This window comes from Pedobacter sp. N36a (assembly GCF_014472395.1).
In the GTDB taxonomy this organism is placed as follows: Bacteria; Bacteroidota; Bacteroidia; order Sphingobacteriales; family Sphingobacteriaceae; genus Pedobacter.
In genome coordinates, this window is record NZ_JACSZW010000003.1 from 269313 (window position 1) to 294956 (window position 25644).

General features: G+C 41.1%; 24 protein-coding genes. 20 read left to right on the forward strand and 4 right to left on the reverse strand.

What is annotated here, in order from left to right; genetic code table 11:
* Nucleotides 1-17: 17 nt before the first annotated feature.
* The 5 genes from H9X96_RS07560 to gldN all read left to right on the forward strand — a co-directional run bounded on the left by H9X96_RS07560 (nucleotide 18) and on the right by gldN (nucleotide 5690).
* Nucleotides 18-788, forward strand: coding sequence for a uroporphyrinogen-III synthase (locus H9X96_RS07560; protein ID WP_187665715.1), 771 nt, complete (start codon nucleotides 18-20; stop codon nucleotides 786-788).
* Nucleotides 789-1009: 221 nt separating this feature from the next.
* Complete coding sequence (locus H9X96_RS07565; protein ID WP_187665716.1) at nucleotides 1010-2371, forward strand: SUMF1/EgtB/PvdO family nonheme iron enzyme; 1362 nt, start codon at nucleotides 1010-1012, stop codon at nucleotides 2369-2371.
* A gap of 32 nt (nucleotides 2372-2403) precedes the next feature.
* Nucleotides 2404-3213 carry a gliding motility protein GldL gene (gene gldL / locus H9X96_RS07570; protein WP_187665717.1) on the forward strand — a complete coding sequence of 270 codons (810 nt, stop codon included), beginning with the start codon at nucleotides 2404-2406 and terminating at the stop codon, nucleotides 3211-3213.
* 45 nt (nucleotides 3214-3258) lie between these two features.
* Nucleotides 3259-4797, forward strand: coding sequence for a gliding motility protein GldM (gene gldM, locus H9X96_RS07575; protein ID WP_187665718.1), 1539 nt, complete (start codon nucleotides 3259-3261; stop codon nucleotides 4795-4797).
* 8 nt (nucleotides 4798-4805) lie between these two features.
* Nucleotides 4806-5690, forward strand: coding sequence for a gliding motility protein GldN (gene gldN / locus H9X96_RS07580; RefSeq protein WP_187665719.1), 885 nt, complete (start codon nucleotides 4806-4808; stop codon nucleotides 5688-5690).
* 104 nt (nucleotides 5691-5794) lie between these two features.
* Here the strand turns inward: gldN and uvrC are convergent, their stop codons facing one another.
* Genes uvrC through H9X96_RS07595 form a run of 3 tightly spaced genes read right to left on the reverse strand, consistent with a single transcriptional unit; the run spans nucleotide 5795 to nucleotide 12638 of the window.
* Nucleotides 5795-7603: an excinuclease ABC subunit UvrC gene (uvrC, locus tag H9X96_RS07585; RefSeq protein ID WP_187665720.1), complete on the reverse strand. Its 1809-nt coding sequence runs from the start codon at nucleotides 7601-7603 to the stop codon at nucleotides 5795-5797.
* Nucleotides 7604-7626: 23 nt separating this feature from the next.
* Complete coding sequence (locus H9X96_RS07590; RefSeq protein WP_187665721.1) at nucleotides 7627-9849, reverse strand: transglycosylase domain-containing protein; 2223 nt, start codon at nucleotides 9847-9849, stop codon at nucleotides 7627-7629.
* A 2-nt stretch (nucleotides 9850-9851) separates the two neighbouring features.
* On the reverse strand, nucleotides 9852-12638 hold the full coding sequence (locus tag H9X96_RS07595; protein WP_187665722.1) for a lipopolysaccharide assembly protein LapB: 2787 nt from the start codon (nucleotides 12636-12638) through the stop codon (nucleotides 9852-9854).
* Between the two features lie 111 nt (nucleotides 12639-12749).
* On the opposite strand from H9X96_RS07595, the gene H9X96_RS07600 reads away from it, so the two are divergent.
* The 10 genes from H9X96_RS07600 (at nucleotide 12750) to H9X96_RS07645 (ending at nucleotide 19889) form a co-directional block, all read left to right on the forward strand.
* Entirely contained in the window at nucleotides 12750-12971 is a 222-nt protein-coding gene (locus H9X96_RS07600) for an AtpZ/AtpI family protein (protein WP_187665723.1), read from the forward strand.
* A 51-nt stretch (nucleotides 12972-13022) separates the two neighbouring features.
* Entirely contained in the window at nucleotides 13023-13412 is a 390-nt protein-coding gene (locus H9X96_RS07605) for a hypothetical protein (protein ID WP_187665724.1), read from the forward strand.
* Nucleotides 13413-13426: 14 nt separating this feature from the next.
* Nucleotides 13427-14581, forward strand: a complete 1155-nt coding sequence (atpB, locus tag H9X96_RS07610) for a F0F1 ATP synthase subunit A (RefSeq protein WP_187665725.1) — start codon at nucleotides 13427-13429, stop codon at nucleotides 14579-14581.
* A gap of 40 nt (nucleotides 14582-14621) precedes the next feature.
* A complete protein-coding gene (gene atpE / locus H9X96_RS07615; RefSeq protein WP_062551197.1) occupies nucleotides 14622-14831 on the forward strand; it encodes an ATP synthase F0 subunit C in 210 nt (69 codons plus the stop codon).
* A gap of 77 nt (nucleotides 14832-14908) precedes the next feature.
* The gene (gene atpF, locus H9X96_RS07620) at nucleotides 14909-15403 is read left to right on the forward strand and encodes a F0F1 ATP synthase subunit B (protein ID WP_062550558.1); all 495 of its coding nucleotides are present in this window, start codon (nucleotides 14909-14911) and stop codon (nucleotides 15401-15403) included.
* Between the two features lie 31 nt (nucleotides 15404-15434).
* Nucleotides 15435-15983, forward strand: a complete 549-nt coding sequence (gene atpH, locus H9X96_RS07625; protein ID WP_062550557.1) for an ATP synthase F1 subunit delta — start codon at nucleotides 15435-15437, stop codon at nucleotides 15981-15983.
* A gap of 52 nt (nucleotides 15984-16035) precedes the next feature.
* Nucleotides 16036-17610 (forward strand): F0F1 ATP synthase subunit alpha, encoded by a 1575-nt coding sequence (atpA, locus tag H9X96_RS07630; RefSeq protein WP_182960768.1) that lies wholly within the window; start codon nucleotides 16036-16038, stop codon nucleotides 17608-17610.
* Between the two features lie 28 nt (nucleotides 17611-17638).
* Complete coding sequence (atpG, locus tag H9X96_RS07635; RefSeq protein WP_187665726.1) at nucleotides 17639-18523, forward strand: ATP synthase F1 subunit gamma; 885 nt, start codon at nucleotides 17639-17641, stop codon at nucleotides 18521-18523.
* A gap of 153 nt (nucleotides 18524-18676) precedes the next feature.
* The gene (locus H9X96_RS07640; protein WP_187665727.1) at nucleotides 18677-18892 is read left to right on the forward strand and encodes a hypothetical protein; all 216 of its coding nucleotides are present in this window, start codon (nucleotides 18677-18679) and stop codon (nucleotides 18890-18892) included.
* A gap of 145 nt (nucleotides 18893-19037) precedes the next feature.
* On the forward strand, nucleotides 19038-19889 hold the full coding sequence (locus H9X96_RS07645; RefSeq protein WP_187665728.1) for a DUF4349 domain-containing protein: 852 nt from the start codon (nucleotides 19038-19040) through the stop codon (nucleotides 19887-19889).
* Here H9X96_RS07645 and ruvC read toward each other — a convergent pair.
* Nucleotides 19882-20445 carry a crossover junction endodeoxyribonuclease RuvC gene (gene ruvC, locus H9X96_RS07650; RefSeq protein ID WP_187665729.1) on the reverse strand — a complete coding sequence of 188 codons (564 nt, stop codon included), beginning with the start codon at nucleotides 20443-20445 and terminating at the stop codon, nucleotides 19882-19884. The two genes, H9X96_RS07645 and ruvC, sit on opposite strands and share 8 nt — an antisense overlap.
* A gap of 43 nt (nucleotides 20446-20488) precedes the next feature.
* Between ruvC and H9X96_RS07655 the strand changes: the two genes are divergently transcribed.
* Genes H9X96_RS07655 through H9X96_RS07675 form a run of 5 tightly spaced genes read left to right on the forward strand, consistent with a single transcriptional unit; the run spans nucleotide 20489 to nucleotide 25536 of the window.
* Nucleotides 20489-21466: a lysylphosphatidylglycerol synthase domain-containing protein gene (locus H9X96_RS07655; RefSeq protein ID WP_187665730.1), complete on the forward strand. Its 978-nt coding sequence runs from the start codon at nucleotides 20489-20491 to the stop codon at nucleotides 21464-21466.
* Nucleotides 21444-22580 (forward strand): glycosyltransferase, encoded by a 1137-nt coding sequence (locus H9X96_RS07660; RefSeq protein ID WP_187665731.1) that lies wholly within the window; start codon nucleotides 21444-21446, stop codon nucleotides 22578-22580. The genes H9X96_RS07655 and H9X96_RS07660 overlap by 23 nt, the downstream gene beginning before the upstream one ends.
* The gene (locus H9X96_RS07665) at nucleotides 22580-23671 is read left to right on the forward strand and encodes an ABC transporter permease (RefSeq protein ID WP_187665732.1); all 1092 of its coding nucleotides are present in this window, start codon (nucleotides 22580-22582) and stop codon (nucleotides 23669-23671) included. The genes H9X96_RS07660 and H9X96_RS07665 overlap by 1 nt, the downstream gene beginning before the upstream one ends.
* A gap of 32 nt (nucleotides 23672-23703) precedes the next feature.
* Nucleotides 23704-24315, forward strand: a complete 612-nt coding sequence (locus H9X96_RS07670; protein ID WP_187665733.1) for a ribonuclease HII — start codon at nucleotides 23704-23706, stop codon at nucleotides 24313-24315.
* Nucleotides 24316-24333: 18 nt separating this feature from the next.
* Nucleotides 24334-25536 carry a glycosyltransferase gene (locus tag H9X96_RS07675; RefSeq protein WP_187665734.1) on the forward strand — a complete coding sequence of 401 codons (1203 nt, stop codon included), beginning with the start codon at nucleotides 24334-24336 and terminating at the stop codon, nucleotides 25534-25536.
* Nucleotides 25537-25644 lie beyond the last annotated feature (108 nt).

Consider the following 25644-nt stretch of genomic DNA (forward strand, 5'->3'; position numbering starts at 1 on the left):
AGCGGTAATTAGGTAAAATGCAAGAAAAGACAGAAGATAGGTTACGTAAAGTGAAAAGTATACTGATCACCTTACCAAAGCCGGAAACAGAGAAGTCTCCTTATTTTGATTTGGCAAAGAAGTACAACCTGAAAATTGATTTTAGATCATTCATTCATGTTGAAGGTATTCCAGCCAGAGATTTCAGAAAAGACAAAATCACCCTGAGTGATTTTACTGCAGTAGTGTTTACCAGTAGAAATGCTGTGGACCATTTTTTCAGAATTTGTGAAGAGATGAGGTATGACGTACCTGCTGACTTGAAATATTTCTGTATTTCAGAATCTACCGCTTTGTACCTCCAGAAATATATTCAATATAGAAAACGTAAAATCTTCTTCGGCAAGCAAACTGCAGCTGATTTAGCCGAAGTATTGAAAAAACACTCGAATGATAAATTCCTGTATCCATGTTCTGATATGGCTACTGAAGATACCATGAACTTCTTACAGAAGAATGGTTATGACTTTACCCCGGCAGTATTGTTCAGAACCGTGGTGTCTGATCTTTCCGATCTTGCTGAAGTGTTTTATGATGTGATCGGATTCTTTAGTCCGTCCAGTATTCAGTCTTTATTCAACAATTTCCCGGATTATAAACAGAACAATACCCGCTTTGCAGCGTTTGGTTTAAACACCTCTAAAGCCATCAGCGACGCTGGTTTAATCGTTGACATTGCAGCGCCTTCACCGGAAGCTCCATCTATGATTATGGCCATCGAAAATTACATCAAAAAGTCTAATAAATAGTCATACCGCCTAAATTGTACGCTCTAGCGCAATTTAGGCTTTTTTTTTTTTGAGGGTTACTGCTATTTAATTTCAAGTAGAAAGTACTTTACGACAGCTATTTGCTGAGTCCGAATGAACGGAATTCTATGTTCATTATTATCCCCCTTTGTATTTTTATGGCTTAATACTTGTTAATGTGAATCTTAATATATAAAATTGCTATAAAATTGCGGGAATATATGAGGAGAAACATCTACTTTTTGGGATTTATAGCCACAATACTTCTAGCCAGCTGCGGAAAAGGCGGTCAGGGGGAGTTAGTAGGGGTATACAATAAGAAGTTTAAAAACAACCGGGTGCCTTTAGGTATGGTATACGTACCACCAGGAAGGACCTTGATTGGGATGTCTGATGAAGACATTAACAACTCTCAGACCTCTCCGAGTCGTATGACTTCCTTTAGCGCGTTCTTTATGGACCAGACAGAGATTTCCAATGCAGAATACCGACAGTTCGTGAACTGGGTAAGGGATTCTGTGGCGGTCACCACCTTGGGCCCAACTGTTGCCGCTAATTTCTATAAACCTGTTCCTGCAAATGCCGGCCCAACTTCTGCCTCTGATCGTTACATCGACTGGAAAAAAGTGGGCAATGGTTCCCTGCTGTGGAGCCGCAAAAATGGTGGCTTTGGCGCCCGATTAACCGATATGTATTATACCGGTGCGGATGCTTTACCCGGCAGAACCGAAATTGATGTGAGAAAGCTGAGATACGCCTACAGCTATAAAAGTACTGATCTGGAAGCCGAAGGCCGTAAAGATCCAAGTAAAAAAAGACAGGATTTCATCGTGACTTATACCGATCTTCCTGATCCAGATAAATCAAACCAGTTTCCTTCTGTAAATGTGTACCCAGATACCCTGGTTTGGAAAGTAGATTATTCTTATTCCCAGAATGATCCGATGGTGAAAACTTATTTTAACCACCCTTCTTATGATGATTATCCGGTAGTAGGGGTGAGCTGGGAACAGGCCACTGCATTTTGCGTATGGCGTACCCGCTTCTATGAATCTGTGGCTGTAGCGAGAAAACAACCGCTGAATTCAAGACCAGAATACCAGCTGCCTAGTGATGCACAATTCGAATATGCAGCCAGAGGTGGTAATGTGAAAACAAAATACCCTTGGGGCGGTCCTTATATCCGCAATACCAAAGGATGTATGCAGGCTAACTTTAAAGTTGGACGAGGAAATTATTCAGATGACGGCGGTTTATATACTGTAAACGTGAAATCTTATTTCCCGAACGATTATGGCTTGTACAATATGGCTGGAAACGTTGCCGAATGGACGGTTACTGCCTATAATCAGTCGGCAGCTCCTTTACTGCTCGATTTTAACCCAAACTTTACTTACGTTGCAAAAACGACAGACAGCAAATACCTGAAACGCAAAGTGGTAAGAGGAGGCTCCTGGAAAGATATCGGATTTTTCCTTCAAAACTCCGTAGGTACCTATGAATATCAGGATCAGGCTAGATCTTACATCGGATTCAGGTGTATTTCCGCCTATCCGGGATCTGACATCCGAAACAGAAATTAACATCTTAAACATATACCAATCATCCTACAAAAATGGTAGCAAAACGTAAATTCGATAAAATGCACCTGGCTATATCGCTAGGCGCCAGCGTTGTTATTCTTGGCGCGCTTTTTAAAATTCTTCACCTTGGAGGCGTATGGGGTAATTACATGATCGGAATTGGATTAGGAGTAGAAGCAATCTTATTTGCTTTGACCGGATTCATCCAGCCAGAACCAGAACCAGCCTGGGAAAGAGTATACCCTGAATTAAGAGATGATTATGATGGTGAATTGCCGAAAGCTTCTTCCAGAGCAACCGCACAGCCAGCCGCATTCTCTTCTACTGCAGCATTGGATAAAATGCTGGCAGATGCAAAAGTAGGTCCTGAATTGATCGAAAGCCTTGGCAATGGCCTGCGTACATTTGGTGATAAAGTTGCGGCGATCTCTAATGTAGCGGACGCTTCTACTGCAACGACAGAATTTGCAGGAAAAATTAAAACAGCTTCAGCAAGCTTTGACTCGCTGAACGGTGCTTTCTCTAAAGCAACTACTCAATTGGTGGAAATCGGCGAAAGTGCCGGTGCTTCTAAATCATACCACGAACAAGTGAATGCCCTGGCTAAAAATCTGGCTTCCCTGAACGCCGTTTATGAATTGGAATTGCAGGATTCCAGTGCCCACCTAAAATCAATGAACAAATTCTATCAAAACATCGCCTTGACGATGGATAACTTTAGTGGTTCTATGGAAGACTCTAAACAATTTAAGGACGAAGTTGGGAAACTGGCTAAGAACTTAGGTTCTTTAAATGCAATCTATGGTAACATGTTATCGGCAATGAATCAGCCACGTGTTTAATCCGTGTTTAATTAGTGATCATTTCATCATCAGACTGAATTAAAAATGGCCGGAGGAAAACAAACAACGAGGCAGAAGATGATCAATATCATGTATTTGGTATTGTTAGCTATGCTTGCCTTGAACGTATCAGATACGATATTGAATGCTTTTAAGAACATCAATGACAGTTTGCAGACGTCAAAAAATAACGTCAGCAGCAGCATCGACCAATTGTTCGCAGCATTTCAAAATACAAAGCTTAAAGAAGAGCCTGCAAGGGCACAGCCCATTTGGGAGAATGCCAACAAAGCAAAAACTTATGCGAATGAACTGAACGACTACATTCAGAAATTGAAAGATCAGTTTGTAGTAGAAGGTAAAGGAATTGATCCGGAAACTGGTGATTTAACCGAGCGTTCGAATCTGGACATTGCTCAGGGCATCATGATCAACCAGAAAAAGGGTGATGAACTGCAAAAGAAAATCAATGAAACCCGTGAAAAGTTAATCTCTTTATTACCAGAGAAAGACCGTGCACACGTGACTTTCTCATTGGAAGCTAAAAATGCAGAGAAAGCGATTAATGGAAAGAAAAACTGGGCCGACATTAACTTCGGTGAGGGTACGCCGTTAACAGCGGCCAACACGATTCTGACTAAAATACAGTCGGATGTGAAAAATGCCGAAGCGGAAGTAGTGAAGAAATTATTCGGAGACATGGATAAGGCATTGGTCAATTTAGATCAGTTTGATGCGGTTGCAGTAGCACCAAGTTCTTATGTGATCCAGGGACAGCCCTATACTGCACAGGTGTTTTTAACTGCCAGCGATTCCAGATCTACTCCTGAAATTTCCGTAAACTCCAGCCCACTGTCTGTAAAAGATGGTAAAGGTACTTATACCGGTAACACGGGTAGTGTAGGTGTTTTCAAATGGTCTGGTACAATCCGTGTAAAACAAACAGATGGTAAAGTCGTAGAATATAGAACTCCTGAGCAATCTTATCAGGTAGCAAAACCTTCTGCAACGGTATCTCCTGATAAAATGAACGTGATTTATGCGGGAATCCCCAATCCGTTTTCTGTTTCTGCAGCAGGCTTTCCACTGGAAAGTGTAAAGGCAAACATGGACGGTGGTACGATCTCTGGCGGCAATGGTAAGTTTACAGTGAATGTAAGCGGCGCCCAGGTCGGAAAAGAATTGAACATCAACGTTTCAGCAAGCACAGGCGGTAAAACTTTAAACCTGGGATCTCAGAAATTCCGAGTGAAAGCATTGCCAACACCTAAAGCTTTTGTAAAAGGAAAATCTGGTGGTAGTGTAGACCTGGAGTGGCTGGAAAATGCTGGCCTGCTGGATACACAGCTGGATGATTTCGTTTTCGATGTAAAATATAAAGTGATCAGATTTGCGGCTACATTTATCAACCCGAGATCTGATGCGGTAACGATACAAAATAGTGGTGCAGGATTTAGTGGTCAGGTAAAAGGAGCTTTAAATTCCATTAAACCAGGAGCTACAGTAGTGTTTAAAGACATTGTGTGTGAAGGCCCAGATGGTCGTCAGCGCGTGTTGGATGGCATCACATTTAGTGCAAAATAGGATTGATTATGAAGAACATTGTAAGTATTTCGGCATTTTTGTTATTCGGATTGACCGTATCCGCACAGGTGATAAAAAGCCCGGATACAGCAAAGGCGACAGTAAAGAAAGCTAAGATAAAAACACCGCCTAAAGATGGCTTTTCGGCAAGAAGAGACGTGGATAGTGCCGTGATGGTTCCCTTTGCCGATGTCAGAGAAGAGGATGTATTTTACTCCAAAAGAATCTGGCGCGAGATCGATTTAAGAGATACTATTAACTCGGTATTGAAAGCAGAAAATGCAAGATTGATCGATGTGCTGTTAGAGGCCATCACCAATGAGGAATTGACGGCTTATTCTCCGAAAGATACCACTGCCGGGAAATTGCTGGAAGACAATGATTCTTTCAAAATTGCATTGACTACACAGCAGGCTCTGCAAAATATGCGCGGCGTTACAGAAGGGACACCTGATGCAACGACCGGTAAAATTGCAGAACCAAGTTTGAAAAGATTCAGACCTGACGAATTTCTGAAATACCGAATTAAAGAAGATTGGATTTTAGATACAAAACGTTCAGTTTTTGAACCTAGAATTGTGGGTATTGCCCCAATGAAAATGGTAGAAGGCAACTGGCAGCCAGTTTTCTGGATCTATTATGATGATGTGAGAGAATTGCTGACTAAGAAAAAACTAATGAACCCTGGAAATGATGCTTCGGTATTGACTTTCGATGATTTCTTTGTGAGGCGTTTATTCTCTAGTTATGTAGTGAAAGAAACGAACCCTGGAAATAAAACGATTGTGGATATGCTGGGCTTAACCGACATCAAAGATCCAAGAAAACTATACGAATCGGAAAAGATTAAGAAATCTATTGCAGACTTTGAACAGAGTCTTTGGGAATATTAATCCGCCTCGTTTAAAATAAAAAAACCGGTCTTATGATAAAGACCGGTTTTTTTATACGCCAATATTTTTAGGCTTCCATTTGACCAGAACCGACTCGGAGTAGTTTAAGGCTGAGCAGGCTTCTTGAAGTAATTGGTTAAAGCCAATACCTGTGCTTTATTCAGTATTTTCTGTAATTCTGTAACGTCTGCTTCCCTGATCTTTTTCACCGATTTAAAGTGACGTAAGAGCTTGTCGGCAGTAGTCTTTCCAATTCCTTCTATGTCCTCCAGTTCAGTTTTTAAAGTGCCCTGGTCGCGTTTCTTGCGGTGGAAGGTAATCCCAAACCTGTGCGCTTCATCGCGGAGCTGCTGGATCAGTTTCAGGCTTTCCGATTTCTTGTCCAGGTACAAAGGATAAGGATCATTAGGGAAGAACAATTCTTCCAATCTTTTGGCAATACCCACGATTGCAACCTTATGTTCTATACCCAGCTTTTTCAAGCTGCTCAGAGCAGAGGATAGCTGGCCTTTACCACCGTCAATGATGATGAGTTGAGGCAAAGTACCATCTTCTTCTAACATGCGCTTATATCGCCTGTAAACCGCTTCCTCCATGGTGGCAAAGTCATTGGGCCCTTCCACGGTTTTCACGTTGAAATGGCGGTAGTCTTTTTTCGAAGGTTTTGCATCTTTAAACACCACAATTGCCGATACCGGATAGGCACCCTGAAAGTTGGAGTTGTCAAAACATTCGATATGTTGAGGCAGTTCGCTCAATCCAAGATCCTTTTGCAGCTGTGTTAGAATGCGGTCTGTTCTTAAATCGGGGTTCAGCTGCTCATACTGGTTCAGCTTCTCTTTTTTGAAAAACAGTACGTTTTTCTGAGAAAGGTCCAGCAGACTTTTCTTCTCGCCCAATTTGGGAACGGTAAACTTGATGTTTTTATCCTCTAATGCGATTTCAAAAGGAATCACAATCTCTTTCGAGGTACTGTTGAATTTGGTACGGAATTCCGTAATGGCGAGGGTCAATAGCTCTTCATCAGTTTCATCCAGTTTCTTTTTGATCTCTATAGTCTGGGTCTGAATGATACTGCCATTCATTACTTTCAGGTAATTTACAAAAGCATACCGTTCATCGGAAGCAATGCTTACGACATCAATATTGGTGATAGAACTGCTTACTACGGTAGATTTGCTCTGGTATTTCTCGAGCACCACCAGCTTTTTCTGGTATTGATGGGCCAGCTCAAAATTCAGGTCTGCAGCTGCATCTTTGACGATTTGCTTCACTCCTTTGATCACACTGCCGATCTTTCCGTTCAGAATGTCTTTAATTTCTTCAATATTTCTGTCGTAATCTGCGGCTTCCTGATAGGCCTGACAAGGCCCTTTACAATTTCCGATCTGATATTCCAGGCAGACTTTGAACTTGCCATCATTGATGTTCTTCTCTGTCAGCGGCAAATTACAGGTGCGGAGGCTATAGGTTTCCTTAATGACGTCAAGAATAGTGTGCATCATGCCTACAGAGGCATAAGGGCCAAAATAGGTAGAACCATCCTTCACCATATTCCGTGTCCAGAATACTCTCGGAAAGGGTTCTTTCTTGATGATGATCCAGGGATAGGTCTTATCATCCTTCAGCATAATGTTGTAACGTGGCTGATGCTTTTTGATCAGGCTGTTTTCCAGCAGCCAGGCATCAATCTCGGTATCTACAATAGTAAAGGTGATTTTCCTGATTTTAGAGACCAGCACCCTGGTTTTTCCATTGAGCTGCTTGTCCTGAATAAAATAAGAACCCACCCGGTTTCTCAGGTCTTTGGCTTTGCCTATATATATTAAAGTATCTTCCGCATCCCAATACTGGTATACACCAGGTTTATGGGGAATGTCGGCCAATACTTTTTTATACTCAAAAGTACTCATGAAAATCGCTTTTTAATGAAAAGCTAGAAACCTAGCTTTTCGTCAAGTTCAGTGGGTTGTTCCTGCTGCTGATATTGGTTACAATCGAAGGTAATGGTGGTTCCATTTTTCGGCGGTTCAAAATCAGCTTTGCTTATATTCAAGGTCTTACTTGCGTATACACGTTTCATAAAACCAGCATAGATCGGCAATGCGGTCACGGCACCAGAACCCTGTCTGGTACTGATAAAGTGGAAGGCACGGTCTTCACAGCCTGTCCATACGCCTGCAGTCAGCTGTGGCGTAATGGCCATAAACCAACCATCAGAGTTGGCATTCGTAGTACCGGTTTTTCCACCGATAGGTCCGTTTACGCCATATTTGCCCGTTAAGCTCCATCCTGTTCCGTTGGTGATCACACCGCGTAGCATTCTGGTCATCACATAAGCCACTTCTTCATTCAGTGCAGGCACTGGAATCGGGGTATCATTGTAAAGCACAACGCCGTTTTTATCTTGTATTTTTAAGATGTAAGTCGGTTTTTTCCAGATCCCTTTATTGGCAAATACACTGTAAGCACCCGTCATATCATAAACTGAAGCATCAAAAGAGCCCAAAGCAATAGAAGGTGAAGCAGGTACTTCAGAAGTAATTCCCATTTTTTTCGCTAAAGTAGCTACGGCAACCGGACCTACTTGTTTCATCAGGTAAGCTGCAATATAATTCTGCGACAGTGCCAATGCTTTTTGCAAAGTGAGATAGCCAGGAACGGTTCCTGAAGATCTTGGTGTCCATGGCGGACTACCTGGAGTCTCAATCGTTACTGGTTCGTTCAGTACGCTGAAACAAGGAGAATATCCGTTTTCAATGGCTACGGCATAAGTGAAAGGTTTCGCTGTGGACCCCACTTGTCTGGTTCCCATCTTTACCTGGTCATATTTAAAATGCTCATAATTGATGCCACCAACCCATGCTTTCACATATCCGGATTGTGGATCCATCGCCATCATCGCATTTCTCAATAACAATTTATAGTATTTTACAGAGTCGATTGGCTTCATCAGCGTATCGATATTGCCTTTCCAGGTGAAGATGCTCAGTCTGGTAGGGGTATTGAAATCCGCTTTAATCTCTGCCTCGCTTTTTCCTTCCAGCTGTAAAGATTTGTACCTGTCGGATCTTCTTACACCTTGTTCAATCTGCATTTCTTTGCCTTTGAAAGGGTTTTTGCCTTTCCAGCTGTCGTAGAAGGAAGCTTGCAGGATCTTCATGTATTCTTTTTGCGCCTCTTCTGCATACACCTGCATCTCGTAGTTGATGGTGGTGGTGATTTTTAGCCCATCTCTGTCCAGATCATAAGGTGTGCCGTCTGATTTTAAGATCGAGCGCTCCAAGAAGAGTTTTTTAATATCACTTTTCACTACTGCTCTGAAATAAGGTGCAATACCATCATTTACGGTCGCTGCACTGAAGCGCAGTCCTAATGGTTTTTCTACTTGTTTCTCATAATCCTGTTCGGTGAGGAGATCCGCTTTTACCATCAAGCCCATAATGGTATTTCTACGGGCCAATGAGCGTTCTGGATTACGGGTAGGAGAGTATCTGGTAATTCCCTTTAGTATTCCTACCAATGTAGCGGCCTGACTCACGGTTAATTTATCCGGCGTAGTGTCAAAATATACTCGCGCTGCAGATTTAATACCATAAGCCTGGTTTCCGAAATCTACCGTATTTAAATACATCACAATGATTTCTTCTTTGGTATAATTGCGTTCTAATTTTACCGCAATCACCCATTCCTGGAATTTCTGTAGGATACGCTTAGCGAAGTTCTTTTGTCTTCCTTCCTCAGAAAAAAGATTCAGGGCCAGCTGCTGAGTAATGGTACTTCCTCCTTGTTTCTTGCCAATAATAGCATAAAGAAAAATGGTGAATGTACGTTTAAAGTCGATTCCAGAATGTTCTTTAAATCGAATATCTTCTGTTGCAATTAAGGCATTGATGACATTCGGAGAAATCTTGTCGTAAGTAACATTAGATCTGTTTTGTACAAAGTAAGTGCCCAGGATTTTGCCATCTTCTGTGATGACTTCTGAGGCCTGATTGCTTTTTGGATGTTCGATGTCTCTGAAAGAAGGAAGTTCACCAAACAAACCAAAACCAACGGAGATGATAAAAAGAGCGAATAAAACGATTCCTGCAATTAAGAGCTTCCAGATGTTGAAATTATACCTTCTGATGTCTTCTTGCGAAAGTGGTTTGTTCATTGTTAATAGTTGTTTTTATAAAATTCAAGGTATTTGTTCAATAGGTCCTTGCTGCTGATTTTATCAAAGTTTTCTTTGCTGATGATAAAGCTTTTGTACAGGTTCGCAGGAACTTTCATGATCTGTTTTAACTGTGGATTTATACCCTCTGCATATGTTCTTGCGTCGTCGAAAGTACCAAAGTTTCCTACAAATATAAGCTGATCATTGTCAAATTCCTTCAATTGATGACGGAGATTGTTTTCTGCGTAGTTTCCACGGTTGAATTGACCGATGCCAAAACGGGAAGAACTGAGGGTTAAAGACCCCTCAGCCACATGTACCACGTAATAATATAATTTAGAGCTGGCGGTATTAAAAATTCCTTCCGCTTTAACTACTGGTGCCGGTGTAACCGGTTTTTCAACCGCTGCCTCCTTAACTGGAGATACTTCTTTAACAGGATGAGCGGCTACTGGATTTTGCGGGGCAACCGGATTTTGCTCCTTAGCCTTAGCCGGTTCTTTAGCTTGGAATTGCTGCGCAAAGAATTTTGGTTCATTGGCATCAAAATCAGCCAAAGCAATGGCTCTTTTCCTGAATTCTTCTAAATGCTGACTGATATAACCCAGGTGTTCTTTTACCAATGGCACAATCAGCTGATCATTAGGATAGTTTGCTTTAATCTTTTCAAAAGCAGTAATCAATTGCTCTACATGGGAAGTTCTGCCGATGGCGATGGCCTTCAGGTAAGCAAATTGCGGCGCTAAGTAGTTATCGGGATTACTTTGCAGCACTTCATCTACTGTTAAGATCACGCTGGCAAAGTCTTTTTTCTCATAGGTATCAAACAGGTCATTGTACTGCTTGTTCACCTGTACTTCCATTTCTGATTGTTTCAGCGAGAAGGAAGGATCAAGAATGGTTTTTGCATACGATGAGCTGGCAAAGTCTTTCAATACAATCTGTTTATACTGCTCCGCTTTGGTTAGATCTATGGTTTTATTCGCTAAAAACAGGCCGTAATTGATAGAAGCCAGGCGATCATTGTTAGGGAAGCGTTTGAGTAAAATCTCATAGACTTCTGCAGCTTCTTTAGGACTGTTGAGCTCTTGAAGGTAAAAGTTAGCGATCTCATCATAGGCTTCCATTATTTTCTGGTCAGATTTTGCCAATAATTCCGGGGTAGTTGGAAGGTCGGCCAGCAATGTTTTGAGTTTGGAGGCAGAATCTGGTAAAGCCTGACCGATTTGGTCTGGGTTAACCACTGCATTATTGGTGGCGTAGTTTTTACTGATGTCCTGATTGCTTTCCTGAGCTGATGATTTGATGCTCTGACGCCAGTAGAGTTCTAATTTACGGTTGCCCCATTTTTTTTTAAAGTCGTTAAAACCGGTACTGATCGCAGTAGGATTAGCAAAGTAAAAATTACTGGATACCGGTGTTTTCTGACGGACGTCATTTCCGGTGGAGAAAGGATTTGCGGGGATATTATTTACAACCTGGGTTGTTTTTTCTGATTTAACCACGGGATTCAGCACTAAGCGCAATTTTGCCAAACGCTCTGTTTCCGGCAGCTTAGCCAGGGACTGCAGTGTATCCTGTAGGGAAATCAGCTCATAACGGTCGGTCAGGTATTGCAGGTTTTGATTTTTCTTAACGATCTGCTCATAATCCGGATAAGTTTTTGGCAGGGTGTTTACTGTGCTGTCGTAATATATTTTGGCGTTAAGGTAATCATGGAAATGCTTGAAATTCAGGTCGGCAATCTTTAAATAAGAAAGGCCTTTCTGGTACATGTTCTTCGTACTGTTGCGAACCGATAGTTTATAGTATTTATCGGCTTCTATGTAATTTTGGTCTCTGGCATAGCTTTCTGCCACCTGGTAAAAAATCTGATCGTGGTAATCCTCATTTTTATCGTCTTTGAGCATTGCCAGCAGCAGCTGCTGCCTATGGATCGTTACGCCACTCAGGAAGGCCCTGAGTTTAATGCGATTTAAGTTGGCATTGAAATACATTTCAAAAGGAGCATTACTTTTTTCCACTTTTCGGTAATAGCGCAAAGCTTCATGGTAATTTTCCTGCTTTTCATACAGTTGTGCCAGGATGTAATTCCACCTGATGCGCTGTGGCTTGGAAGGACCGGCCTGGATGGCTTGCTGCAATACTTCAATCGCATCTGCAGCCATGCGCTGGTGGATATAGATTTGCGCAATGGTAGCCAAGGGTTCTGCCTTATTGCTTTTTAAGCCCGAAATTGTATTGGATAAGGTGTCCAGGACTTTTGCCGCTTCACTGTATTTACCCAATTGCATTAAACTTCTTGCTTTCCAGTCTAAGGCCTGTACACGGCTTTTTGTAAGGTTAGGATAGGTTTTTGCGGTATAATCAAAATATTCTTCGGCATTAAAGTAGTTTTTTTTATAGAAGTTGGCTTTGCCGAGCAGGAGGTAAGCATCGTCCTGATAGTTGCCATAGGTTTTTTCCAGAAGCAGGACGCGGGCTTTTTTGATGATTTCCTCCATATCTGGCATGCTGCTGCCGGCTTGGTCATTGTAAATGTCGTAAGCCTCAGGATTGATATAGATGGGTAGTACCTCATCATAGTTATCTGCATAACTTTCTGCAAGTTCCACCTGATGCTGGTTGAGCATCACATTGGCATTGTATATATAGTTATATCGGGAAGTCAGGTTTTGCATGGCCCTGCTTGCGGCAGTGTCTTTATTGGTACTGCATGCGTAAAGCAGGCAGGAACAGAAGATAACTAAGGTTACCTTTAGAGAGTTGATTGCGTAATTTTCCAAAAAAGATAGATTGAGTTAAAGCTTATAAACAACAAAATATATACAAAAGTATTTTATTCAGCCATAAGTTCTTAACAATTTAGTTTTTATTTGCATCAGATTTTTAATCCTATGGAGCCAAACGAAGAGAAAAAGAACGTTAATAATTTCGCGAAGTATGCTGCGATCAGCTTTCAAATGCTGGCCACAATAGGGCTTTTTGCGTTTGCAGGCTATAAAATTGATGAATACCAGCACAGTAAGCAGCCGATCTATGCGGCAATTTTAGGGCTTTTAGGCGTAGTGGTCTCCTTGTATCAGGTTGTAAAACAACTGAATAAAAACTCAAACTGATTATTTTTAACCGTTGTAAATTCCTACTTTTGTAAAAAAACAGATACTGATTTGAGTTTAACCCGGTTTACCCTTTATTATTTAGCGTTTTGCGCCGTTCTCGGTGGCATCGCATATGCACTTCCTTCTCTATTTCCAGATCAGTTGATCTTAGTACCTAAATTCTGGCTGGTGTTTGGCTTTTTAGCCGGCATTACTTACATCGCTTATGGTGTGGCAGATTTGGGCTTAAAACGCAATCCCGACGTTGGTGTCATGGCCATAATGGGGTCGATTGCATTGAAGATGATTTTCGCCATGACTTTTGTACTGATTTACAGCCTTAAAAGCAAGGAAAACGGGTTTGTTTTCGTGCTGAACTTTTTTTCTTTATATTTATTGTTCAGCCTCTTTGAAATATACTGTTTGTTACGTAACTTGCGCCACCAAAATAAAAAGTAAAAATCTGCGAGTAAATGGATTGTAGCCACGTTTTTGAGTTTAAAGTGAAGAGGTTAATTGTTGTTTTTACGCTGTTTTTAGCGTTTTTTTCTGTTACGCCTGCGGCTTTCGCACAGGTTGACACAGCACAAGTAACAGAAGGTTCTCATGCCCAGCCGGCAGCTGAGAAAAAGTTTGACATTGGTAAGTTTGCACTACACCACATTGCGGATTCGCATAGCTGGCATGTAATCGGACATACCTATATCGACCTTCCGGTAATTTTGTACACCAAAGCTGGTGTTGTAAACTTCAGTTCTGCTGATTTCACCACGCTGGAGGACGGAAAAGTTGTTCGCGATGATGAAGCTAAAGTAGTTGTAGAGCGAAATGGACAACGCTTTGTGAAGATGCACGAAAAAATCTATTATGCATCTGACGTTGCGAATGAGCACGGTCAGTTTGTAAATTTAGATGAGAAGCATCATGCCACAAATGCACGCCCGCTGGACTTGTCCATTACCAAAAATGTTTGCACCTTGTTTTTATCTATCATCATTATTTTAGTTGTGTTCCTGAACGTAGCTAAAGGATATAGAACAAACAAAGGCAAATCGCCAAAAGGAATCCAGTCCTGGATGGAGCCCATCATCTTGTTTGTACGTGATGATATCGCTATTCCAAACTTAGGTCATAAATACGAGCGCTTTATGCCGTACTTATTAACCGTGTTTTTCTTTATCTGGTTTAACAACATGTTGGGCTTAGTTCCATTCTTACCTGGTGGTGCCAATTTAACTGGTAACATCGCTGTAACGATGATTCTTGCACTGGCTACGTTCTGCCTAACGGTGTTTAACGGTAATAAATATTACTGGAAACACATCTTTATGCCAGATGTACCATGGTGGATGTATATCGTAATGGTTCCGGTAGAGTTGTTCGGTATTTTTACCAAGCCTATCGCCCTGATGATTCGTTTGTTTGCTAACATTACTGCAGGACACATCTTGGTGTTGTCATTGATCTGCCTAGTGTTTGTATTTAACAGCTTATACATTGCGCCAATTTCTATCGCCTTCGCTGTATTCATCGGCGGAATCGAGTTACTGGTTGCATTTATCCAGGCATTTATTTTTACGATCCTGTCTGCTCTGTTTATCGGAATGGCAATTGACGATCACCACTAATTAGAATAATTTTTAACAACAATTAATATATAAAATCATGATTACAGGAAGTATTGCTGCAATTGGTGCAGGATTAGCTGCGATTGGCGCTGGTCTAGGTATCGGACGTATTGGTGGTTCAGCTATGGACGGTATTGCTCGTCAACCAGAAGCTGCCTCTAAAATTCAAACTGCAATGTTAATCGCTGCTGCCTTCGTTGAAGCTGTTGCGCTTTTCGCAGTAGTAGTTGCCCTAATGGGTAATGGCTAGAAATTAAACGGTGCCAGATAGCGATATCTGGTACCATTTATTGTTAAAAAAGAACAAAATATTTTATACATATACAGATGGAATTATTATTACCTGAATTCGGCCTAGTTATCTTTCAATCCATTGCTTTCTTATTGCTAATGTTCCTATTGGCAAAGTTTGCCTGGAAACCTATTCTAGCCGCAATTAAAGAACGCGAAAAATCGATTGACGAAGCATTAAGTAAAGCTGAATTAGCCAAACAAGAGATGGCTCGTTTGACTTCTCAAAATGAAGAGTTAATGAAATCTGCGCGTGCGGAACGTGATTTGATCTTGAAAGAAGCAAAAACGCTTAAGGATAGCATCATCAATGAAGCAAAAACTGCTGCACAAACTGAAGGTGCTAAATTAATTGAGAAAGCTAAGATTGAAATTGAGAACTCAAAGAAAGCTGCATTAGCGGAATTGAAGCACCAGGTTTCTTCTTTATCTTTAGATATCGCAGAGCGTGTATTGCGCAATCAATTGCAAGACAAAGCTACTCAACAGGATTTAGTTGCTAATCTTTTAAAAGATGTTGAATTAAACTAATCAATAGTTTATTTAGCCAAATTAGATAAAAATGTTAGAAAATAAAGCAGCATCGAGATACGCCAAATCAATGATTGACCTTGCACAGGAGCAAAACTCTTTGGAAGAAATCAAAAATGATATGGTGCTTTTAGATCAGGTGATTGATCAGAATCCAGAATTGGAAGCTATCCTGAATAACCCTATCGTTCCTTTGGACAAGAAAGCCGGGATTTTAGAAGATATTTTTGGCGCCAAAGTAAATGTGGTAACCAAAGCTTTCTTTAAACTGGTAGTGAGCAAAGGACGTTCAGCGATTTTATTCGGAATGGCAAAATCTTTTATTCAGCAATACAATGCCATTAAAGGAATTGTGACTGCTGAAGTAACTTCGGCAATCGAGCTGACTGACGCAAACAGGACAGAGATTGTGGCTTTAGTGAAAAAAGAAGTAGGCGCTAATGAAGTGGTGATTAAAGAAAAAGTTAATGACAAACTGATTGGCGGATTTATTTTGAAAGTTGGAGACAAGCAATTTGATGCCAGTATCGCCAACGGTTTGAATAAACTTAAAAAAGAATTTGCTCAAGGGATTGTTTAACTTGAGTATTTAAAATAAGAAGATAACATATACTAAGAAATAATATAAAATTATGGTAGAGGTAAGACCAGACGAAGTATCGGCAATTATCAGGCAACAATTGGCGGGCTTTAAATCAGAAGCAGAACTTGAAGAAGTTGGTACCGTATTGCAGGTGGGTGATGGTATTGCCCGTGTTTATGGTTTAACTAAAGTTCAATCCGGTGAGTTAGTTGAATTTGAAAACGGCTTACAAGGTATTGTTTTGAACCTTGAAGAAGATAATGTTGGTGTGGTTTTATTAGGCCCATCTGACACGATCAAAGAAGGTGATACGATTAAACGTACTAAGAAAATTGCCTCTATTAAAGTTGGTGAAGGTATGTTAGGTCGTGTAGTTAACACGATGGGTGAGCCAATCGATGGTAAAGGACCTATCATTGGACAGACGTATGAAATGCCTATCGAGCGTAAAGCTCCAGGTGTAATCTACCGTCAGCCAGTTACAGAACCTTTACAAACAGGTATCAAAGCGATTGATGGAATGATTCCAATCGGTCGTGGTCAGCGTGAGTTGGTTATTGGTGACCGTCAGATTGGTAAAACTGCGGTTTGTATCGATACTATCATCAACCAAAAAGAATTTTATGAAGCAGGTAACCCTGTTTACTGTATATATGTAGCTTGTGGTCAAAAAGCAAGTACTGTAGCAAATATCGTACGTACATTAGAAGAAAACGGTGCAATGCCCTATACGGTTGTTGTTGCTGCTTCGGCTGCTGAACCTGCTCCATTGCAGTTTTACGCGCCTTTCTCTGGTGCTGCGATTGGTGAGTTTTTCCGTGATACAGGTAGACCAGCATTAATTGTTTATGATGATTTGTCTAAACAAGCTGTGGCTTACCGTGAGGTATCTTTATTACTTCGTCGTCCACCGGGCCGTGAGGCTTATCCTGGTGACGTGTTCTACCTTCACAGTCGTTTGTTAGAGCGTGCTGCTAAGATCAACTCAAATGATGAGATCGCACAAGCAATGAATGACCTTCCAGAATCATTAAAAGGTATCGTTAAAGGTGGTGGTTCATTAACTGCACTTCCAATTATCGAAACTCAGGCGGGTGACGTTTCTGCTTATATCCCTACGAACGTAATTTCAATTACTGACGGACAGATTTTCTTAGAAACCAACTTGTTCAACGCAGGTATTCGTCCAGCGATTAACGTAGGTATCTCGGTCTCACGTGTAGGTGGTAATGCACAGATCAAATCAATGAAAAAAGTTGCTGGTACTTTGAAATTAGACCAGGCTCAATACCGTGAGTTAGAGGCTTTCTCTAAATTCGGTTCTGACTTAGACGCAGCTACTAAATCTGTACTTGATAAAGGTTCACGTAACGTTGAAATCCTTAAACAAGGTCAGTTCTCTCCAGTAACAGTAGAGAAACAAGTAGCGATCATTTACATTGGTACTAAAAACTTAATGCGTTCAGTTCCTATCAATAAAGTAAAGGAATTTGAAGCTGAGTACTTACAACAATTGGAATTACGTCATCCAGATACTTTGAAAGCTTTAAAAGCTGGTAAATTTGATGATGCAATTACCGGAGTATTGGAAACTGTAGCAAAAGAGCTTTCCAGCAAATACTAAATTACTCTTGACTGAAGAATAAAAAAGAATGGCTAATTTAAAAGAAGTAAGAATTCGTATATCATCGGTGCAATCTACACAGCAGATCACCAAAGCCATGAAAATGGTTTCGGCTGCGAAGTTGAAGCGTGCGACCAATGCGATTGTTCAGCTACGTCCGTATGCTACAAAGTTGAAAGAAATCCTAGGAAATCTTTCAGCGAGCTTAGAAGGATCATCGTCTCCGTTTATTCAGGAACGTGAACCAAATAAGGTATTGATTGTAGTGGTTTCTTCTAACCGTGGTTTAGCTGGTGCCTTTAACATGAATGTGATTAAAGAAACCAACAATTTAATCTCGGAAAAATATAGCGAACAATACAAAAAAGGTAATGTGAGTATCGTCGCTATCGGTAAGAAAGCACATGATTTCTATGAGAAACGTGGATACAATGTTATCGGAAATAATAATGAAGTATATGCTGCGCTTACTTTTGAAAATGTAACCAAGATCACCAATGCGATCATGGCAGGCTTTGAAAAAGGCGATTTCGATAAAGTAGAGCTAGTATACAATAGGTTTAAAAATGCGGCCGTTCAGATCTTAACGACTGAGCAGTTATTGCCACTTCCTAAAACTGAAATTGCCGAAGGTGCAGCCGCTGCTCAGGCAGTAGACTACATCATGGAGCCTTCTCAGGAGGAAATTGTATCGCAGCTGATCCCTAAATCGATCAAAACTCAAGTATACAAAGCAGTATTGGATTCTCATGCTTCTGAGCATGGTGCCCGTATGACTTCAATGGATAAAGCAACTGAAAATGCCGGTGATTTGATTAAAGCGTTAAAACTTTCTTACAATCAGGCGCGTCAGGCAGCGATTACTACAGAGCTTACAGAGATTGTAAGTGGTGCAGCAGCACTAAACGGGTAGTCCTCCATTTAAATCTACTAAAGCCCTTATCCACACGGATAAGGGCTTTTTTTGTTTAGACTGATTACGTTTTATGAGAGATTGAAATTTATCCGGATGTTATACCACTTTTTGTATAATAAATATTATTTTTGTGGCATAAATAGAAAGACTATGGAACAAAGACCAATACACAATACTCCTAGCATGAAAAGAGCTAATGAGACATCCATCTATAAATTAATGGCTGTAGGAATTGTAATTAGCGTTGTAGGCGTTTATTTGCGTTTTGCTGGCGATTCAATGACCTTATCATTGGTATCTTGGGCGATCTTGTTTATCGGTGCATTCATCGCTTGTAAAGGCGTATTCAAAATATTAGCAGCTTAGTTTTTAAGCCGCATTCCTAAAAAATCCTCAGTAGCCTTCGGTTGCTGAGGATTTTTTTATGCGTCACATTTTGATGACCGGCAGGCTGCTATAGGTTACCTTCCTGGAGAGGCTGTATTAAGAGGAAAGATTTAATACGTCCCCTATGAAAAGACATGTAGTTTATGGGCTTGCAGTGCTCTTATTTGCAGCCTGCAGCCAAGATAAAAAGTCTCATGAACCCGATGCTGATGCCACTTCCAATGAGCTGATGATTACAGATAGTTCTTCTGCACCGAAAATCATTAAGACCGCCGACATGCGCTTCCGCGTGAAAGATGTACAGCAAGCCAAAGAGAAACTCGGCAACCTGATCAAGGCCGAAGGTGGAACACTCGCTGAATTCTCCATCCATAGCGATGTATACCAGTCGGAGAAAGTACGTTATTCTACAGATTCTTTATTGGAGCTGACCTCTTACCGTACGGAAGGTTCGATTGTAGCCAAAGTACCCGCAGATAAATTAGATGATTTTACCAATAAGGTGGCAGGAATGGCCGTTTTTGTAGACCAGCAATCCATGAAGTTTGATGATCTGAGTCTTTCTTACCTATCCAATCAACTGAAAAACCAGAATAGGATAGCGGCCGTTAGTCAGTTGAATAAACACGCCAACAAGAAAAGTAATCCTGTGGAAACTGCATTAGAGTTAAAGGATACTTATGTAGATCAGAAATTGGAGAATATGCGGATCAATGACCGTGTGCAATACAGTGACATCACGCTTGCTTTTTATCAGGACAATACGGTAAAAAAATTGGTCGTAGGTAATGATCATTTATCAGATTACCGTCCTTCTTTTCTTAGAAGACTAGGATTGAATATCCAAAATGGATGGGTCATCTTTATGGAGTTCTTATTGATTCTGGCCAACTTATGGATGTTGATCCTGGTAGCTGCAGTCGCTTTTATCGCGTTTAAGCAATACCGCAAAAGAAACAGAAAAGCGACTATTTAAGTCGCTTTTTATTGTCTTTAGCAAAAGCCTCCCAGCCAGAATATGATTTTCCGCTGCCAGAGTTGCTCACTCTTTGAAAGGAATGACATACGGCTACGGCCAATCCATCCGTTGCATCTAGAAATTGTGGACTCTCTTTAAATTTAAGCAGGGTTTGCAGCATAGCTGCAACCTGTTCTTTTCCCGCACTTCCGCTGCCGGTAATCGATTGCTTGATCTTACGTGGGGCATATTCCGTAATCGGAATATTTCTGGACAGGGCTGCTGCCATAGCCACACCTTGTGCACGACCTAGCTTCAGCATCACCTGGATGTTTTTTCCATAGAAGGGCGCCTCCAGTGCCATCGCATCTGGTTTATACTCGTCAATGAGCACAACGGTCTTTTCAAAAATACGCTGTAGTTTTAGGAAATGGTCGTCTAAATGATCCATCCGGACGATCCCCATGCTGATCAATTCGATCTTACTTCCCTTTTCCAAAATCACCCCATAGCCCATAATCGAAGTGCCCGGATCTATACCGATGATCACCCTTTCCTTTTTTTCCACCAACATAGAACAATATTAAGCATATTTGCAGAGAGTAAAAGCAAAAAAGTTGACATCACAGTACAAAAAAATAGTTTCTTATATTCTTAAAGCCGGAATTGTTCTTTTCGCATTTTGGTTTGTGTACAGCAAGCTGACAGCGAACAGGAACCTACAGGATTTCAAAAATCTGCTCAGTAAATTGCCGCAATGGGAAATTATCACCGTTATGGGGGTAGTCTTGCTGCTGATGCTGCTGAACTGGGGACTGGAAGCTGTAAAATGGAAAAGACTAATCTCCAGTGTGGAGAAAATCTCTCTCTGGAAAGCAATAGCTTCCGTTTTTTGTGGTTTAACCTGGGCCGTATTTACCCCCAATCGGATTGGAGAATACGGCGGACGTGTGTTCTTCCTATCCCCTAAAAGGCGGGTAATTGGGGTAGTCGCTATGGCCGTTGGGAACATCGGGCAAATGGTACTGACCAATGTTTTTGGTGCGATTGCCTTCTGCGTTTTCGTGTATCGCTTCGTGAAAATAGATCCATTGCTGTTTTATGCATTGTCATTTTTCGCATTGGTCTTTTGCTTATTTTTCCTGATCTTTTATTTTAACATCAGATGGCTGAATGGATTATTACTTTCCATGAGGTTTACTAGAAAATATAAAAAGTTTTATAGCATCCTGGCGAGATACCAAAAGAAAGAACTGCTGAAAATTCTGACGCTTTGTTTTTTAAGGTACCTCGTTTTTAGTACACAGTATTTTATCCTGTTCTTCTGGCTGATTCCGAACCTCCATTATATGGAAATTTTGATGATGGTGAGTATCCTGTTCTTTGTACAGTCTACTTTACCTTCTTTAGACCTTTTTGATATTGGGGTAAGAACGGCTACCGCTTCTTATTTCTTTAGCTCGATCACGGATCAGGAAGTGGCAGTCATTGCATGTACGGCCAGTATTTGGCTGATAAATATTATTATTCCTGCTATATTAGGCACTTATTTCGTATTTAAACTTAACTTTTTTGGAAATTCACAGCGCAGCTAGTTTTATTGCTTCCATTTTAACGGTCATCTATGTATTCGTTGTATTTACCTTTATTAGGGGCTGGAATAAACTGAGCTATTATCGACCGCAGAAAACCGCACTTAAAACTAAGGTATCCATTTTGGTGGCTGCCAGAAATGAAGCGGAAATCATCAGGAAAACCCTCGATGATTTATGCGCCCAGTCGTATGACAAAGCACTTACAGAAATCATTTTTATAGATGATCATTCTACCGACGATACCGCCGAAATCATTGCCTCTTATGCTTCGAAAGGGGTAAAGCTGATTCGCCTGAACGAAGACCCTGCACTCAATTCTTATAAGAAAAAAGCCATTCAAACAGCCATCGGCCAATCTACCGGCGACCTCATCATGACTACTGATGCCGATTGCAGGATGGGTAAAGACTGGTTGAAGACCATCATCAGCTTTTATGAAGAGAAAGACTATAAAATGATTTCCTCACCAGTGGCTTATTTTGAAGAAAAAACTTTCTTTGAACGTGCACAGGCATTGGAATTTTTATACCTGATCGGTTTGGGGGCCTCTACTATCGGCAATAAAAAACCTTCTACCTGTAATGGGGCTAATCTGGCTTATGAAAAAGCAGCTTTTTATGAAGTTGGCGGTTTCAAAGGGATTGATGACCTGGCTTCAGGAGATGATGAATTATTGCTGCATAAAATGGCGGCACGTTACGACCATCATATCGGCTTCTTGAAAAACGAGGATGCCGTAGTTTATACCCATGCTAAGCCAACGCTTGGTGAATTTATTCAGCAAAGAAAACGCTGGGCTTCGAAAAGTACACGTTATAAAAACAAAGCGATTATTGTGCTCGGTGTGGCCATCTGGCTGTTTAATGTGAGCATCTTACTGAATATCGGCATTGGCTTATTTGATGGCTACTATTTCGGTCTGGCAGTAACGCAGCTGCTGATCAAGATCTTCCTGGAATTTATATTTTTATATCAGGTCACCGGCTTCGCTAAAAGAAGGGAATTATTGGTATTATTACCGATTCTCAATTTAATGCACATCGTTTATCTGGTTTACATTGGGGTAGCCGGAAACTCAGGTAAATACAATTGGAAAGGCAGAATGGTCAAATAATGGAACAGCAGGATAGTCCGTCGAAACAGGTATGGAAGCGGTTTAGGCACAATAGAATGGCTTTTTTCGGACTATTGTTTATTCTATTGATGATGATTCTGGGCATTTTAGGCTATTTGATTACCCCGGATCAGACACCTTATGCGAATACGATGCATTTGCAGCTCAGCAATAAAAAACCAGGACGGAGCTTTGACTTTCTGGTCATCAGCAGAAATCCCGCGATAAAAAAGGTGAATTTCCTGGAAAAGATGCTATCCGGACAAGAATGTGATTATAAAAGTATTCCAGTTACTTCCTATCGGGAAGCTGGAAATAAGGTCTATGCCCGGGAATATATTGGCGACGATGAACAGGCAGAAGAGGCGATTTATCCTTTACTAGAAGGTAAAAACAGATATAGTCAGACTTTTTGGCTGGGAACCGATGTCTATGGCCGGGATTTATTGAGCAGATTGATGATTGGGATTCGCGTGTCTTTATCTGTGGGACTGATGGCAGTGCTCATTTCTCTTTTTATCGGCATCAGTTTAGGAGCGCTTGCCGGTTATTTTGGAGGTAAAACAGATGCCGCAATTAGCTGGTTCATGAACGTAATCTGGTCGCTCCCATCCTTATTATTGGTGATTGCGATATCTTTTGCACTCGGAAAAGGATTCTGGCAAATCTTTATCGCCGTTGGCTTATCGACCTGGGTGGATGTTGCCCGACTGGTAAGAGGTCAGGTGATGGCCCTTAAAAATGTGGAGTTTGTGGAAGCAGCAAGGGCACTCGGATTTTCTACACCAAGGATCATCATCAAACATATTTTACCCAATATTGCCGGACCAATTCTGGTACTGGCCTCCGCAAATTTCGCTGCAGCTATTTTATTGGAAAGCGGACTGAGTTTTCTTGGATTTGGTGCACAAGCCCCAATGCCCAGCTGGGGAAGTATGATCAAAGAACATTATGGATACATCATTATGGATGCAGCCTATCTTGCCATCCTTCCTGGTGTGGCCATCATGGTAACTGTTTACGCCTTTAATCTGCTGGCCATCGGTCTGAGAGATGCATTTGATGTGAAATCGCAGAATATTTCTGTGTAATTTATGCTCCTGCTTTTTATTAACTTTGTGGAATGCTGTTAAACTGTTACCAGAACGAATTAGTAGAAGCCGGTTGTGATGAAGCGGGCAGAGGATGCCTTGCAGGCCCTGTTTTTGCCGCTGCCGTGATCTTGCCGAAAGATTTTAAGGCAGCTGAACTGAACGACTCTAAAAAATTGAACCATAAACAGCGTGAAGCATTAAGGATCATCATTGAAAAGGAAGCGATTGCCTGGGCAGTAGCCGAGGTAGACCACCTGGAGATTGATAAAATCAATATTTTAAATGCTTCTTTCCTGGCCATGCACAGGGCGATTGAAAAGTTAACGAGGAGACCGGAATACCTGGTCATAGATGGCAATCGCTTTAAAACCTATCCTGAAATTCCGCATGCCTGTATCGTGAAAGGAGACGGTAAATACCTAAACATTGCTGCTGCTTCAATTCTGGCAAAAACACATCGTGATGCGTTTATGGATCAGATTGCTGAAGAATACCCGGTATATCAATGGAAACAAAATAAAGGGTATCCAACTATTGTTCACCGCAACGCAGCTTTGGCGCATGGCTTATCACCATACCATCGTAAAACTTTCAGTATTTCCAGACCCCAGTTGGCACTGTTTTCCGAAAGCGAAGGATAATTCGTATTTTCACATAATTTGAAAGCATTACTACTCACCAACAGAATACCCTTTCCGCCCAATAGTGGCTATCCGATTGTGGTGTATAACACCATAAAAGGCCTGTTGAATCTGGGGGTGGAAATCACTTTGTTTAGTCTCAACCCTAAGAAGTATCAGGTAGATATTGAAGATATTTATGATCCTTTATTTGAACGGATCAATTTTCATTCCTTTGATCTGGATACCGGCGTCAATGTATATGGGGCACTGCTGAATATTTTTTCCAATCAATCTTACAATGTTTCGCGTTATTATGACGAGGATGCTGCCCGTTTACTCGCTGATATTTTGCGTGAAAATGATTTCGACATTATTCAGTTTGAGGGACTTTTTGTAGTGCCTTACCTGGATGTAGTGAAAGAAAATAGTAAGGCAAAGGTGATTTATCGTGCTCATAATATTGAGTTCGATGTATGGGAGCGTATTGCATTGACGGAGAAATTTACGCCAAGAAGGAGTTATCTCCAGTTTCTTGCGCGTCGGTTGAAAAGTTATGAAACGGAGCAGATCAATCGTTTCCACCAGGTTTTTGCCATTTCCGAGCCTGACAGGCAGAGCATTTTAAGGTTCGGCTCGGCAACAGCATTGGAAGTTTTCCCAGTGGCACTGGATTTTGAGAAGTATGTGACGGATCCTTCGAAAACCAGTTTCCCTACCTTGTTTCATTTAGGTGCTATGGACTGGCGCCCCAATAAAGAAGGATTGGAATGGTTTCTGGATGAGATCTGGCCGGATATTGAGAAGTTGAATTCTGAACTTCGTTTTTATATCGCCGGGAAAAATATGCAGGAGCAATTTTTTGAATACGATTCTGATAACCTGGTGGTAGAAGGAGAGGTCTTTGATGCAATAGAATTTATCAATTCAAAAGCCATCATGATTGTACCCCTGCTGTCTGGAAGTGGGATGCGTGTGAAAATTATTGAAGGGATGGCGATGCGAAAATGTGTCATCGCTACCAGTATGGCCGCAGAAGGAATTCGCTGTGAACATGGAAAAGATATCCTCATTGCGGATACCGCAGATGAGTTTTACAGGGCCATCCTGCAATGCATCACCAACCCGAAGAAATGGAAAGAAATTGGGGAAAACGCAAGGAAAACTGTGGAAAGAGACCATGATATTAAAATCATCGCTGAAAGAATGCTGAATATCTACCAAAAATTACTTACTGTTTAATTTTTACGTACTTTTGCCCAGTTTTTGGCTGGTTAAAGGGGATAAATGTGGATAAAGCAACCAAAAACCTAAACAACTTAGAAAACAATAATAAACGATGAAATCTGC